At 40.6% G+C, this 14,726-nt stretch carries 15 protein-coding genes; 3 read left to right on the forward strand and 12 right to left on the reverse strand.

The annotated features are described in order from the left end of the window. Positions 1-4: 4 nt before the first annotated feature. A complete protein-coding gene (gene ubiA, locus ABJV04_RS20460) occupies positions 5-862 on the reverse strand; it encodes a 4-hydroxybenzoate octaprenyltransferase (RefSeq protein WP_348493522.1) in 858 nt (285 codons plus the stop codon). After that, positions 859-1,467, reverse strand: a complete 609-nt coding sequence (locus ABJV04_RS20465; RefSeq protein ID WP_348493524.1) for a chorismate lyase — start codon at positions 1,465-1,467, stop codon at positions 859-861. The genes ubiA and ABJV04_RS20465 overlap by 4 nt, the downstream gene beginning before the upstream one ends. Before the next feature lie 191 nt (positions 1,468-1,658). Here ABJV04_RS20465 and ABJV04_RS20470 point away from each other — a divergent pair, with 191 nt between their 5' ends. After that, positions 1,659-2,063, forward strand: coding sequence for a flagellar basal body-associated protein FliL (locus ABJV04_RS20470; protein WP_348493526.1), 405 nt, complete (start codon positions 1,659-1,661; stop codon positions 2,061-2,063). Positions 2,064-2,081: 18 nt separating this feature from the next. Here ABJV04_RS20470 and glpG read toward each other — a convergent pair whose 3' ends face one another. From glpG to ABJV04_RS20505, 7 genes are all read right to left on the reverse strand, one after another. Then, a complete protein-coding gene (gene glpG, locus ABJV04_RS20475; RefSeq protein WP_348493528.1) occupies positions 2,082-2,957 on the reverse strand; it encodes a rhomboid family intramembrane serine protease GlpG in 876 nt (291 codons plus the stop codon). 4 nt (positions 2,958-2,961) lie between these two features. Beyond that, complete coding sequence (gene glpE, locus ABJV04_RS20480) at positions 2,962-3,288, reverse strand: thiosulfate sulfurtransferase GlpE (protein ID WP_348493530.1); 327 nt, start codon at positions 3,286-3,288, stop codon at positions 2,962-2,964. 34 nt (positions 3,289-3,322) lie between these two features. Then, positions 3,323-4,345: an L-threonine 3-dehydrogenase gene (gene tdh / locus ABJV04_RS20485; protein ID WP_348493532.1), complete on the reverse strand. Its 1,023-nt coding sequence runs from the start codon at positions 4,343-4,345 to the stop codon at positions 3,323-3,325. Further along, positions 4,342-5,538 carry a glycine C-acetyltransferase gene (gene kbl / locus ABJV04_RS20490; RefSeq protein WP_348493534.1) on the reverse strand — a complete coding sequence of 399 codons (1,197 nt, stop codon included), beginning with the start codon at positions 5,536-5,538 and terminating at the stop codon, positions 4,342-4,344. The genes tdh and kbl overlap by 4 nt, the downstream gene beginning before the upstream one ends. A gap of 187 nt (positions 5,539-5,725) precedes the next feature. Beyond that, complete coding sequence (locus ABJV04_RS20495) at positions 5,726-8,095, reverse strand: EAL domain-containing protein (protein WP_348493536.1); 2,370 nt, start codon at positions 8,093-8,095, stop codon at positions 5,726-5,728. A 76-nt stretch (positions 8,096-8,171) separates the two neighbouring features. Beyond that, a complete protein-coding gene (locus ABJV04_RS20500; RefSeq protein WP_348493537.1) occupies positions 8,172-9,356 on the reverse strand; it encodes a TonB-dependent receptor in 1,185 nt (394 codons plus the stop codon). Continuing rightward, complete coding sequence (locus ABJV04_RS20505; RefSeq protein ID WP_348493538.1) at positions 9,353-9,796, reverse strand: hypothetical protein; 444 nt, start codon at positions 9,794-9,796, stop codon at positions 9,353-9,355. Before ABJV04_RS20505 ends, ABJV04_RS20500 begins: the two co-directional genes overlap by 4 nt. Before the next feature lie 198 nt (positions 9,797-9,994). On the opposite strand from ABJV04_RS20505, the gene ABJV04_RS20510 reads away from it, so the two are divergent. Beyond that, complete coding sequence (locus ABJV04_RS20510; RefSeq protein ID WP_348493540.1) at positions 9,995-11,314, forward strand: 3-deoxy-D-manno-octulosonic acid transferase; 1,320 nt, start codon at positions 9,995-9,997, stop codon at positions 11,312-11,314. On the opposite strand, the gene ABJV04_RS20515 is transcribed toward ABJV04_RS20510, so the two are convergent. After that, the gene (locus tag ABJV04_RS20515) at positions 11,305-12,342 is read right to left on the reverse strand and encodes a glycosyltransferase family 9 protein (protein ID WP_348493541.1); all 1,038 of its coding nucleotides are present in this window, start codon (positions 12,340-12,342) and stop codon (positions 11,305-11,307) included. The genes ABJV04_RS20510 and ABJV04_RS20515 overlap by 10 nt on opposite strands. Positions 12,343-12,425: 83 nt before the next feature. Here ABJV04_RS20515 and ABJV04_RS20520 point away from each other — a divergent pair, with 83 nt between their 5' ends. Continuing rightward, a complete protein-coding gene (locus tag ABJV04_RS20520) occupies positions 12,426-13,142 on the forward strand; it encodes a 3-deoxy-D-manno-octulosonic acid kinase (protein WP_348493543.1) in 717 nt (238 codons plus the stop codon). A gap of 16 nt (positions 13,143-13,158) precedes the next feature. Here ABJV04_RS20520 and ABJV04_RS20525 read toward each other — a convergent pair whose 3' ends face one another. Together ABJV04_RS20525 and ABJV04_RS20530 are read right to left on the reverse strand one after the other, a co-directional pair. Further along, positions 13,159-13,935 (reverse strand): glycosyltransferase family 2 protein, encoded by a 777-nt coding sequence (locus ABJV04_RS20525; RefSeq protein WP_348493545.1) that lies wholly within the window; start codon positions 13,933-13,935, stop codon positions 13,159-13,161. A gap of 2 nt (positions 13,936-13,937) precedes the next feature. Further along, positions 13,938-14,720, reverse strand: coding sequence for a glycosyltransferase family 2 protein (locus ABJV04_RS20530; protein ID WP_348493547.1), 783 nt, complete (start codon positions 14,718-14,720; stop codon positions 13,938-13,940). Positions 14,721-14,726: the final 6 nt, after the last annotated feature.

The following is a 14,726-nucleotide window of genomic DNA, read 5'->3' on the forward strand; positions in this document are numbered from 1 at the left end:
GCAGCTATAGCCAATAGTGGCAAAGCATACCAATTGCGACAATCATTCCAGCATAGTGATTGTTTAGAAATGCTTGAAAGCAATTGGCTCTAACACGATCTTTTATTAAATATTGCTGATAAATAAAAAGTCCGCCCATGGCCAACAGCGATAAATACACCGGCCACGTCATATTTAAAAAATAGGCGACAAAGCTAAGTAATAGCAAAGTGATTAGCTGCGTAATACCGATGGCTAATTTGTCAGCTTGAGCAAACAATACAGCTGTAGACTTGATACCAATTTGTAAATCATCATCGCGATCTACCATGGCATATTCAGTGTCATAACCCACTGTCCAAATCACATTAATAACGAAAAGCACCCAGCCGACCCAGTGAATTTGTTCATTGACGGCCATGAAGGCCATGGGAATAGCCCAACTAAATGCAGCTCCTAACACCACTTGAGGTAAGTTAGTAAAACGCTTCATAAAAGGATAAATCGTTGCTAGCGCCAAAGCACCGAAAGACAACAGTATGGTTTGATAATTGAGGGTCAATACCAATAAAAACGAAATAAAAACTAAAGCGGAAAAAAATAATAATGCTTCTTTCTCGGTCACCTCACCACTGACTAACGGTCGTGATTTAGTGCGCTCAACTTTGCCATCCACATGTCGGTCTGCGTAATCATTGATTACGCACCCTGCGCTGCGCATGGCAAATACACCGGCCACGAACACTATCACGATCTCGATGGGCGGATTGCCCTGCCCCGCAATTAATAGCGCCCATAAGGTAGGCCATAACAACAAATAACTGCCGATGGGTTTATCCATTCGAGCTAACCTAACAAAGGCGTTAAGCTTACTTTTTGTCATATCAAACTCTGCTTGGAATAGGCCGGACATTCCGGAAGAAATATTTCAGCAACCATCAGTTGCAACTGTTGAAAATCAAAAACCGAGCGACGCCCCCACAAAGGTTGTTGATCAGTTGTATTTATGAAATTGGCGAAGTGCAGAGTATTAGGCAATTTTAATAATTGAAAGGGACTACGAACAAACCGATTATCATTAAAAATAATTTTGCCCAAAGGTTTGTTACCTAATTCCGCTAGATCCATTTCACACAACTGTTGCGGCAAAACCGAACGAGCAAATACCCATGGCTGACCACTACCATACAAAACCACTTCTCTAACTTGCCATTGCATATCATCTGCGTGGGGGCTATTTAAAGTTAGTTGGGTCAGTTCCTCGTCGTCAGGCGACATCTGTCTCTGGCCGACTAATTCAACCCTAAAATCTGCACAATGTGACTGCAATCGTTCGGTAAGCGATCCTGTATCCAAAAGCCAGTTTTTCAAATAAGGATCTGCCACAGACAAATCCTCTGCAGACTTCCAATTTGCAGGAATTGAAACGGGAAAGTGTGTTTGTTGAATCAAAATTGCGCTAAGTCCATGAAAATATGACGCTATCATACCAATAGCTGCTACCATACTGAAGATATTAGGTTGAGAAGATCTAGTATCGCAGTGTAAAGATTATAATATTCACTTTGCAACGAACAATTGCGTTAGATTAATTCTCTACACTTGGTAAACTAACGTTATCTGAGTTGGCTGCATCTGTCGCCAATTAATTCGGTAAATATAAAACTCGAGACAACAATATGAAATCTGTGTTTTTTGCGTGCATTCTAGCGATTACTTCAAGTCAATTTATCGGTGCTGCCCAAGCTCAGTCAAATTTCGCTTATTACGGGTTAGAGCCGGATATTGTCACCAATTTCTTAGGTTCAAATGCGACTAATTTAGGGTTCGTTCGCACCACCATAGAGTTGATGTTGGAAGACGCAGATTATATTGAAGCCATTGAACACCATTCGCCACTGTTACGCGCGACAGTCATTGATATACTTGGCAGACAACCTAAAGATAAGGTTAAGTCTCTTACTGGTAGAGAAGACTTCCGCAGAACTAGCCTAGAGCAGCTCAGAGAGCTGATGGAAAAAGAGACAGGTAAGCCGATGATAAAAGACATCATCATTACTAAGTTTATTGTGCAAGGCGGCTAGCTCTTATATTTCGGAAAGTTATTCCCTTGGGTGTTTGTTTTGGGGCTTTTGAGTAAAAAATACATAACACCAAGCAATGGCACAGCCACAGACTAACCCTAGGGTGTGAGCAGTATTTGCCACCGAGACCCACAACAGATCAACATACCCCAGTACCAGCCAAATGAGCGAAAAGCCAATAATGTAGTTGGGAAGCGTGAGCCCCCACTGAGGTCTTAGCCAACCGCACCACCAGACAAAACCGATAATTCCGTAGACAACACCAGACAAACCACCAAAATCAGGGCCTGACATTAACAGTTGGCCAATATTGGGAACTATTGCGGTGACTAAGAAAATTAAAAGTAAAGTACTAGAGCCGAATTTCTGCTCAATGCCTTTGCCAGCAAGCCACCACCAAAGCAAATTAAATATAATGTGCATTTCATCGAAGTGAATAAATGCTGGGGTAATTGTGCGCCACCATTGTCCAGTCTCAACCAATAAAGACCAGGGTAACAACATCATGTTTTCCCTTACCCATATAAAACCACCAGCAATTGAGCCTAGATAAACCAGTATACAAATAGCCATTATTAACCACATAAATGGCGTTTGCTTAAACATACTCCAACTCAGCTTCGGTTTAGCTGCCTGTCGTCGCTCTCGAAAAATTTGCTGTTCTGTTTCCCAAGCACGTTTTTGATACTTAGGGTCTGTTGGATTATCAACAAACTCTTTAACGATAAACGCAGCTTCTTGAAGAAATGAGGGGTCATCAAGTAGAACTTGGTGATTAAGATCACCTTCTGCATAAGCATAGCTAGCTGGAATATTCTGACTAATTAAATAGGTAACCAACAACAATGCAGGGCTTTCATGGCCGAAGCTAACTAGTTCAAGTGATTTGCTCAAAACTTTAGTCTACATCCCCAGTTACGAAAGGCATGCTGCCTCTCCAAGCTTCAAAACCACCATCCATGCTATACACTTGTTCAAAACCCTGATGAATTAAAAATTGTGCCGCTTGCTGACTGCTAATACCGTGATAACAGCAAACGATTACGGGGGTTTCAAATTCAGTTTCTGACATAAACTGCTGCAAACTGCCATTGGTTAAATGCACTGCGCCTTCTACATGACCAGCAGCAAATGATTGCTCGTCACGAATATCCACTAATCGTGCTTTATTGTCTGTTAAAAGCTCTTGAGTTTGCTCCACGGAAATATGTTCGAACTGCTCCAAATCGCCCCCTTATTGACTAAGTTTTAGTTAATGCTTACCAGTTTAAAATCACTTTACCAGATTTTCCTGACTCCATGGCATCAAAGCCTTGCTGGAAGTCATCGATATCAAATTGATGGGTTATAATAGGATCTAAATTCAAGCCAGACTGTAATAGACTTGCCATCTTATACCAAGTTTCAAACATTTCTCGGCCATAAACACCTTTTATGATTAGACCTTTAAAAATCACCTGGTTCCAATCAATCGCCACATCTTTAGGTGGAATTCCTAGCATGGCAACTTTACCACCATTATTCATTTTAGCCAGCATATCTCTTAAGGCTGAAGGCACTCCGGACATTTCTAGACCAACATCAAAGCCTTCAGACATGCCTAACTCTTGCATCACATCCTCTAAACTTTGTTTTGCTACATTAACGGTGCGTGTTGCCCCCATCTTATTCGCTAAATCTAAACGGTAGTCATTGATGTCGGTTATAACTACATGTCGGGCTCCCACATGTTTTGCCACAGCAGCAGCCATAATACCAATGGGACCGGCCCCAGTAATCAGCACGTCTTCACCCACTAAATCAAAGGACAAAGCCGTGTGAACGGCGTTGCCAAACGGGTCAAAGATAGACGCTAATTCATCACTAATGTTGTCGGGAATCTTGAATGCGTTAAAAGCTGGGATCACTAGGTATTCAGCAAAAGCGCCAGGTCGGTTTACACCGACACCCTCAGTATTACGACAAAGGTGGCGTCTACCCGCGCGACAGTTTCGACAATGGCCGCAAGTTATATGGCCTTCACCAGAGACTCGGTCGCCAGGTTCAAAACCTCTGACTTCTTGCCCCATTTCAACAACGACACCGACATATTCATGACCAACAATCATAGGCACAGGAATAGTATTTTGTGACCACTCGTCCCATTGATAAATATGCATGTCTGTACCGCAAATTGCAGTTTTAGTGATTTTAATTAAAAGATCATTATGCCCGACCTCTGGTACCGGCGCATCGTTCATCCAAATCCCTTTTTCAGGATATAGTTTCGCTAATGACTTCATTGGATCACCTTTAATTCTCGGCCTACATCGATGAAGGCATCAATTGCTCTATCAACTTGTTCAATAGTATGAGCTGCAGACATTTGAGTACGAATTCTAGCTTGTCCTTTTGGCACAACAGGAAATGAAAAACCAACCACATATATGCCACGTTCTAACATTTTATCAGCCATCTCACTGGCTAACTTAGCATCTCCTAACATCACAGGAATGATTGCATGATCTTTACCTGACAAGGTGAATCCAGCACTTTCCATACGATTTCGAAAATGTTTCGCATTTCGATTAAGTTGCTGACGTAACTCATGACCCTGTTCAAGCATCGAAAATACTTTGAGTGATGCAGCCACGATGGGAGGCGCAACAGAATTAGAGAAAAGGTAAGGACGCGAGCGTTGACGTAACCAATCAACCACTTCTTTTTTACCTGATGTGTAGCCACCTGAAGCGCCGCCAAGGGCTTTTCCAAGGGTTCCGGTAATAATGTCTACGCGTCCCATAACATCGTTGTATTCATGGCTGCCTCGTCCATTTTCACCGACAAAACCTGTAGCATGACAATCATCGACCATCACCATTGCATCGTATTTATCAGCTAAATCACAAATACTGTGTAAATCAGCAATCACACCATCCATGGAAAATACGCCATCGGTGGCTATGAGTTTGAAACGAGCACCATCTTTATCGGCTTGAACCAATTGCGCTTCCAACGCTTGCATGTCGTTGTTTGCATAGCGATAGCGTTTAGCTTTACACAAGCGCACACCATCAATAATACTGGCATGGTTTAACGCATCTGAAATAATCGCGTCTTCTGGCCCCATAATGGTCTCAAACAAACCACCATTGGCATCAAAACACGATGGGTACAAGATGGTGTCTTGCATTCCCAAAAAGTCACTGATTTTCTGTTCTAATTGCTTATGAATATCTTGAGTTCCACAAATAAAACGCACTGAGGCCATGCCAAAACCATGTTCATCTAAACCCACTTTAGCTGCGTCAATTAAAGACTCATGATTAGCCAAGCCAAGATAATTATTTGCACAAAAATTAAGTACATGTTTACCACTTTGCACGACAATATCAGCCTTCTGAGCTGAGGTGATAACACGTTCGGATTTGTACAAACCATCTTGTTTAACTTGTTCGATTTGCTGACTTAGATGTTGATAGAATGATTGGCTCATATTGCCCCCAATGAATTAGATGGCGCTATATTAAAAGAAATTTTACTTAGGTAATACGGTTCGCTACTGCTTTGGCACTAATTATAGGCCATACCCAAGTGTAAGGTTTTAATTACATAGGGAATAAAGGGGGGGGGGGGATAGAAACAGATTGTGCAAAGAAATACCATTGAATTCCAAACAAGGACTATTCAGATTCGCCATATTGCCAGATTCCATCTCTACAGTATTTTTGTAACTCCTCAAACAGTAAATCTTCAGGAATAGGTTTAGCAATATAAAAACCCTGGGCCATATTGCAATCAAACTGTTTAAGTAAATCTATTTGCAACTGCTCCTCAATTCCTTCAGCAATCACTTTCATTTTTAAGTTTTGCACCATGGAAACCGTAGAAGAAACAATTTGTCTATCTGAATCATTGGTAAGCATACCATCAATAAATGCGCGATCTATTTTAATGAAATTGGCGGGCATTGTTTTTAAGTAACTTAACGATGAATACCCCGTACCGAAGTCATCAATAGATATTAAGAAGCCTTTATCAATTAGGGTTTGCATAATGTCGGTAGTACGTTGAATGTCAGCAACCAATGTTCTTTCGGTCAATTCCAATTCAATTAAGCTAGGTTTGAGGCCAGTACTTTTAATCTTTTCTTCCAAATAAGGAACCAGATCTGGGTCAAGAAATTGAATACCAGCTAAATTAATGGCTATTTTGAGTTCAGGGTAACCGTTTTGCCTAAATTCTTGGAGTAGGTCAAACGCATTTTCAATGCACCAATACCCTAGCGTGAGCATAAACTCGGTATTTTCCAAAATAGGAATAAAGTAACCCGGTGAAACCGGTCCTCGGTCGGGGTGATTCCATCGCAACAACGCCTCGAACCCCATTAGTCGTCCGGTTTTTAATTCTATTTGCGGTTGCAAAGAAAAACTAAAATTGTCGTTAATTAAGGCAGTTCTAGCCTCATCCTCTAAGGCAACTTTATCGATAGCATTTTTTGACATAGATTCAATATACAATTTGACGCAATTTCCACCATCATTTTTAGCATGGTACATCGCAATGTCAGCACAACGAATCAGCTCATTTACATTGGTTTCAGCTGAAGATGTGTGGGCAAAACCGACACTGGTCGACACGTAAAAGCGCAACTGGGCCACATTAATGGGAGCCCTAAACCGGTCGAGTAATTTCTCGGCAACCTTAATCGCGCTTGTAATATCTTCTACGTTTCTCAATAAAATGGCGAATTCGTCTCCACCAAGACGGCAAACAATACCATCATCATCGAGCACACTTTGAAAACGGCTTGCCGCCTCCCTTAACAATTCATCGCCAATTGTATGCCCGTAACTATCATTTACTTTTTTAAAGTCATCTAAGTCGAACATCATTAAAACCACAAACTTTTCGCTCTCGACTAATTTTGCTAAAGCTTCTTTGGTTTTAATGACCAACATATTTCGGTTTGGTAAATTTGTTAATTGATCATACATAGCCATTTTTTCGAGTTCATTGGTTTTAGTGAACACTTCTTCATCAAGTTGCTCGAGTCGCTCGGCTAATTTATTAGCGGATTCATTTAGGGTATCAAGCTCATCTTCAAGATAATGTTCATCAACTCGGCTTTTTTGTTTAAATTGTTGATACTCCCGTAATGCTAGCAACGGCAGACGTTCGGTAAAATCAACTAAGCGCTTACGCACACTGTTACTCAGTAAATAAAATAGCAACATGGCTAAAACAAAAACGATGGATGCAGTAATTATTATGGTTTGTTTATAGGCACGGTGAGCCACCATCATTGGCGTAATATCATAAGCAGCCAAAATATAGTCATCATCGGCATTCATAGTCGACATTGGGATTACTACTACAAAATAGTGATGATTGTTGAGGGTGAGTGGCGAACCTTCCACAAGCAGTTTGTTAATGGATAATTCCTGAGGAAATGCGTCGATCAATGGCTCAAATAGATCAAAGTGTTTCTTTGCCAATGGGCCTCTAATTTGAAAATCCTGCGCATTTTTAGCCTCACTTTGTCCAGGAACATAAACAAGGGCAAGGGTGGCATCAGTCGACTGATTAAGAAATGCCAAAGTATCCATCAAACTTAAACTCAGGGTTATCACCGCCAAACTTCCATCTCGTTGAAGTAAGGGAATAGATAGAACTTGAGAACAATGGGGAACACAAAAGGTACTTTCTTTAGAGTATTGGCTGGCGAAAACAGAATCGGTGTTTTCTTTAATATGTTCTGGTATGTCTGGCTCAGAGGAATAAATTAAGTTTTTTTGACTGTCAAAAAGCCAACCTTTCTCTACTTGCATGTTTAATTGCAAAAATTCGAATCGGGATGATAAGGTTTTACCTAATGCCTGAACTGGTTGAGTTTCGTTCTGATGCAATTGAATCAACATCTCGACCCAAGACTCAATGCGGTTACGAAACATTTTATTCAATAACAAGTATTGGCTTTGATTTTGATGCTTTATTTCTTGTTGTTTGATTAAAAAGTCTTGATTGGTTTTCTGCAACCACAGGTAAGACATTGAAATACCTAAAGCTAATAGAAAAATTAGCAATAAAAGTAGCATTTTGTTTGTTAGGCTAAGAAACGGTTTCATATTAGAACCAGTGGGCGAATTGTACACCCCAAATATTCCAATATTTGCGGTCATTTTGCATTATATTAGGCATAAAAACAGGTGCTAGACGACCGGTACCTTTAACCCGATGAAACTCAGCTTGTAGCTGCCAATCTTCTGCAAATGTCCAACTTACCCCAAGGGTAAATTGATCTTGATAGCCAAAATATGCAGGGATCTGACCGCCTGATTGCGCTGAGCGAGCTTCTCCATTGCGGTCTTTTCTATCCAAATCAAAAATGTCTAACCTAGTTGTTAATGCTAAGTCTTTATTAATTAAATAGCGCCCTTGAACATAACCACCTTCAGATTGCGTGTTATTGATAAATCCATCAAAAATAAGATTATTATATATATTTCGCTCTCTAAACAATTCAAACGCTAATAACCAGTTTTGTGTCTCATAGGTTCCTTGCAGTATGATTCGTTGGACTTGGGCTTTACCATCAATGAAGAAGTCTTGGGCACCACTGACATATTCAAATTTAGAGTCCAGCAAACCTGCACTCAACTTCAAAACTTGATCATGCCAAACCAAGTTTCCTTGGTGCACGTATTCTTGTTCTATATTCCCCATAGAAGTAGGTGCAATTAAATTTTTAGTTTGTTCTTCACTTATGGGTGAATTTCCATAACTCCAATTGAATTCCCAATCCCCCCAAGAATTACTTGTGTTGGCAACCACTGCCACACCATCAACACCTAGAGCAACATCCCGAAAAGCGTCAAAATAGATAGATTGCGGCAGAATGATAGTAGGTCTTGTATGGGGAACATCTCGTGTGGACGAATATAACCAATGATAGTTTTTAACGCGACCTAAATGCACATTAACCTGCCAATCTAAATTAGTGATGGCTCGCCAATCAAAAAATAGATAATCGACTCGGAAACCTTCTGGATAACGGTTGCCACCGTTCAAATATACAACTTGTCCAGCCACTCTAAAGTTTGAGTTTTCAAATGTGTATGACCCGTTTAGCCCCACTTCCGTTAGCTTTAAGGTAACGTCGCCTTCATCATCAATGTAATTGGAATGTTCAGCTTGAATCACACCCTGGGCAACAAATCCTCGCCAATTAAAGTTGTCTGAGCTACTCGCATTAAACGAAAAAACAAAAAGGGTTAATCCCAGTAGAACTAGCAAATTTACCGATATTTTCATTTGCTATTCTCCATCACTCGTATTTTTTTAACGTTTTCAGCACTAGTTACATCCAGCAAATAGCCTATAGCGCCAGGAGTCGAGCTAATTTTTTTGAGCATTTCTTCCGCACTATCTAACTCAATAGGTTTATCCCCTAACCCGGAGTAAGCTAGCTTATTCCAAAGCCTTTCGATTTGATAAGGGAACATTTTAAGTACATTTTTACAAAGTGCTTGGTGAACTGGATTTTCGGTTTTTAACACAAACACAGAAATAGCCTGACCATCAGGCCAAACTGTTTGTCTCATCGAAAATATTTTGCGCAATTGAGCGGGAGTTAGTTGTTCGGTCTTTACATCAATGTTAACAATGACACTGACTGTCCTATCCTCTGCAAAAGCTGCTGTTGCTAACATTGTCATTAAAATAAAAGTGACGTTAGCTAGTCTACTTAACAATCCTTTCACCTTTCCTCTAAAAACAGGATTCCTCCTGAGAAATTAAGATTAGTTTATGTTTTTAGAACTTGCGCATGCTTTTTTAGGTTAATATTAGTTTTAACTACTTTTTTAGTCTTTTCGACTAAACAGCAACAACAAATAGTAAAATAACGACATTTTCTCAACATATTCTACTAGAGTATAATATTTACCAGCATGACTCAATCTCTGACGCCACAATCTACTAAGCAAAAAATTAGCCGCTGGCTCTACTCTTTAGCATTGTCCTGCGCTTTGCCCGTCTTATTTATACATTGGTTAGTTAAATTTGGTTTAGGTAAAAAAGATTTTAATTTACATCGTTTAAATCGCTTTTCTATTTACCCTGAAAAAATAAGCCAAAGCGATATTTTAATACACTGTGTTTCCGTGGGTGAAGTAACAGTAGCGGCCCGATTAATTAATACTTTAATAATGACGAACCCGAGCTTAAGTGTAACTGTCACTACTACCACTCCAACGGGTGCGGCCAACGTAGCAAACCTGTTAGGTGAAAAAGTTCAGCACCTCTATTTACCTTATGACTTGGGATGGATGATGAATCGACTTTTAAATAGAGTCCGCCCTAAACAGGTATTGGTAGTGGAAGTTGAGTTATGGCCGAATATGATACGGCAGTGCGCTAAAAAACACATCCCTGTTACCTTAGTCAACGGCAGAATGACCGACCGGTCCGCTCGTGGCTATCAAAAACTATCTCTTTTAATTGAACCAATGTTGCAATCCATCAAGCATGTTTGCGCGCAATCACAAAGGGATTATCAAAATTATCTCAACTTGGGTATTGTTGAAGATAAATTGACAATGACAGGTAATATTAAATTTGAACTAGAAAATACGGTTAGCGGTGTCGCCGAGCCCTTAGTGAGTAAGTTTAAGGGTGAAAACAGAAAAATCCTCATTGCTGGCAGCACCCACGATCCAGAAGAGCAGATTGTACTCGACGCAGCCAAATCACTTATTAGTCAGTATCCTGAACTATTGTTAATGATAGTTCCTCGCCATCCCCAGCGTTTTGATAAAGTCTATGAGCTACTAAAAGTATCGGGGTTAAATATTGCTAGAACATCACAAACAAACACTTCCTCAGCGAGTATTACAGAGCCCCATACGGATATTGTTTTAGTCGACCAAATGGGGGTATTAACGGATTTATACCACTATGCAGACTTCGCCTTCATCGGCGGAAGCATAGCAGAAAGAGGCGGACACAACCCCCTAGAAGCTGCCGTTGCAGCGATTCCGACCATGATGGGAAGCAGTACTCACAACAACCCTGTTATATATAACGCACTGAAAGCCAGTGGTAATCTATTTGCAGTGAATAATAGCCAAGATATAGTCAGCACAGTTAGTCATTGGTTAGCCGACGACGAGGCTCGTATTAGCGCCGGCCAGAAAGGTTATGATGTGATCGAAGGAAATAAGGGCGCGCTGCAAAAAACCATAGATTTAATTACTCTTCCTCAACCTTGAACGGACAATAACTTGTCAATTTGCGCGACTACCATGTCTACTTCAATGAGTTTCATCAAATCTTGACCTTTTGCACGAGTTCCCCAAGGTAGTTGCTGCCAGGTTTTCCCCGTTTGCTGCAAGATAACCTCGTCATATACAGACGCCACATATTGTAAACTCGAATATGGGCCCGTTCGGCGAGGGTTGCTATGTGCATACAAGCCAATTACGTCGGTTCCCACAGTAGTTGCCATATGGGCTGGCCCAGTATCAGGGGCAACAACCAAGCTCGCGTATTTTAATACTCCAAGCATTTGTTTCAGTGACGTTTTACCAATTAAGTTAGTCACTTTATGCTGGCAATGGGATTCAATTTGCTGACCTAAGTTTTTATCTAAATCAGCAGGCCCACCACACAACACAACTTGGAAACCTTTTTCTATTAGATAGTCAGCGATAGCCCCATAACGCTCTGGTAACCAATTTCTTTCCGCCTTGCTAGCAGCCGGGCTGATCACCACATAAGAATTTAGTTCTGCGAGTAGATCTTGAGCCAAAGCTTGCTCGTCATCGCTAATTGGAATGTTCCAACTTAATTCGTTCGTTGCAGGTACATTAATGCTATCGGCAAAACCCATAAACCCTTCTAACACATGGGCATGCTGTTGTGGGGCTATGCGTTGATTAGCAAACAACCAATGTAGCTCTTTACTGCGCGCCCAATCAAAGCCGATCTTGGTTTTAGCATTAATGAGTCTCGCTGCCCAATTCGCTCTAAAAGCGACTTGCATCAAGAACAAGGCATCAAAGCTTTCCCCGTTTAAATCCGCCTTTAATTTAACATAGGCTTCTTTGCCCAGTTTTTTATCAAAAATAATGAAACGGACATTCGGCATACCTTTCAATAACAAGTATTCCACCTTGCCAATGATCCAAGTAATTTGGATATCGGGAGCATGTTTAATAATACGGTCAACCATAGCTACCGCATGGCATACATCACCAATCGCGGATAGGCGCAATAGACAGAGTTTTTGGACATTCACAATAGTAGATTCGATTGCTGCTGTAATATGTGTGCAATTTCATTACAATTCATACCATTACACAAGGGCGAATCAGAATTTATATGGCAGATATGCAGCAAACTATCAAAAAAGGGGAAATAATCGGTTTTAACCCAGTGTTTTTACCCCATTGTCAGTCAGAACATTTCTCGCCCACATTCTGGCAACAAAATAATAGTGTTATTGGTTCTGCCGCTGGACGAGGCACCACCCACTTTATTCAAAGCGAACAACATAAGTTGGTGCTCAGGCATTATCGCCGAGGTGGTTTGATAGGCAAGATACTTAACGACCAATATTTATATTTGGGTTTACCCTCTACCCGCGCCTTTCAAGAGTATCTTTTATTAGAAAAAATGAAGGGGATGGGTTTACCCGCTCCCACACCTGTGGCCTATCGTGTTGTCAAAAAAGGGCTTTATTACCACGGGGATTTAATTACCCTCAAAATCCCTAACGCCCAAGATATTCATCATGTTTTACAAACGCGGCCGTTATCCGAACAAGAATGGCGTGATATTGGTAACACCATCGCCCTATTCCACCAGCAACAAATTTATCATCACGATTTGAATATTCATAACATCATGCTCGATGACGCAGGAAAAGTGTGGTTGATTGATTTTGATAAATGCGCTGAAAAAGACGGAGAGTCTTGGAAACAAAATAACTTGGATAGACTATTAAGGTCGTTAAATAAAGAATCAAATAAAATGGCTAACTACCATTTTGAGCATAAAAACTGGTCATTGTTAATCGATGGCTATAAAAACCATTAAGCCCTTCGACTCTTAACTATTTATTACTTCTGTTCTTTTCGACAAAATGCAGTTCGTGTAATTTAGCTTCTTTTAAGAACCCATACATTGCCGAAATATAGGCGTGGACTAGCCCTCTGCGACCGGAAAGAAACATGCGTTCAATAAAATACGCTTTCACAAACATCACAGGGAAAACCATAAACAACTTCAACCAAGAAGGCTTTTTCCCTTTATTAAACTTTTCTTGGGCTTTTAAAGAAGAATATTTGTTCTGCTTTTCCATTAACACTTCGGTACTTTGATAACCGTAATGAGTGACTAAACCCGGCATGCTCTGTTGGACCGCAGTTTTACTAACTTTGACGTTTTCATGCACTAAGCGGTCGGTTGGAAATTGCACCTTATTTTTATTGTAGAGCCTAACAATAGAGCGCTTTTTCGAATTAACTGACATGGGGAGTTGCCAAAAAATGTCCTCAAAATACAATCGATAAGCATCCGCTTTTTGCTTATCCACGGCTAACTGAATTGCAGCGACATAATCAGAACTTAAAATCTCATCACCATCAACATTTAACACCCAATCGTTTTTACATAAAGACATGGCATAGGACTTTTGCTTAGCAAACCCTAACCAATCTTGATGATAAACAGTTGCGCCATATTGTTTAGCTAACTCAACGGTTTTATCCGTACTGCCCGAATCAACCAGAATAATTTCATCAAAGTGACTTAGGTTTTCCAGCACCTGTTTCAGATATTTTTCTTCGTTGAGGGTAATAATAAAAACACTAATGGGTGTATGAGACATTGTTAATTATCTTCTTTGACTGAATCGGATTCTTGATTGATAGCCCACAATGCGGCGTATTTGTGAAACCCATATTGGCCAAGAATAATGGCCATCAAAAAACCACGTTTGCCATCTAAAAAGCCCAATCGAAAGATATATTGCTGTAAAAAATCCACAAAGAAGCGCAATACCGCAAAGCTCAATGAGGACTTTTTGTTTTTCTTAGCTTTATCCCCTGCCCCTAATACTGCATATTTCAGATGTTTTTCCTGAACATGGTAATAATCTCGCCAACTATAATGCAGTAATGGAGATTTCAATATTCGCACATTTTCAACGGGCATCTCTAAGGACTCATGAACACTGCGGTGTTTAAAATTTGCCCCCTCTTTTAGAAAGAGCTTACCTTGTGGCGAAGCATAACGGCCGTGTTTAAGAGTTTTGCCGAATAGAAAGGTATGCCAAGGAAATTTGATAAAAGTAGCGTCTAGATTAGGCTCACTTAGCACAGCATCAATTTCTTGTTTGAGTTCTTCAGTAATCACCTCATCGGCATCAATATTCAGCACCCAATCATGCTCACAATACGTTAGCGCTCGGTTGCGTTGAGCGCCAAACCCAGGCCAATCCGTTTGATAAACCGAGTCAGTGTATTTCTTGGCAAGCTCAAGGGTTCCGTCAGTGCTGCCCGAATCGAGTACGATGAGTTGGTCAACCCAACCCGCTAGGGGTGCTAAACTTGCGTCGATTCTGTCAGCTTCATTACAAACAATCATAAAGCAGGAAATTTTTCGTCTAGTCATTGGAGA

The sequence above is a fragment of the Aliiglaciecola sp. genome (assembly GCF_039982535.1).
In the GTDB taxonomy this organism is placed as follows: Bacteria; Pseudomonadota; Gammaproteobacteria; order Enterobacterales; family Alteromonadaceae; genus Aliiglaciecola.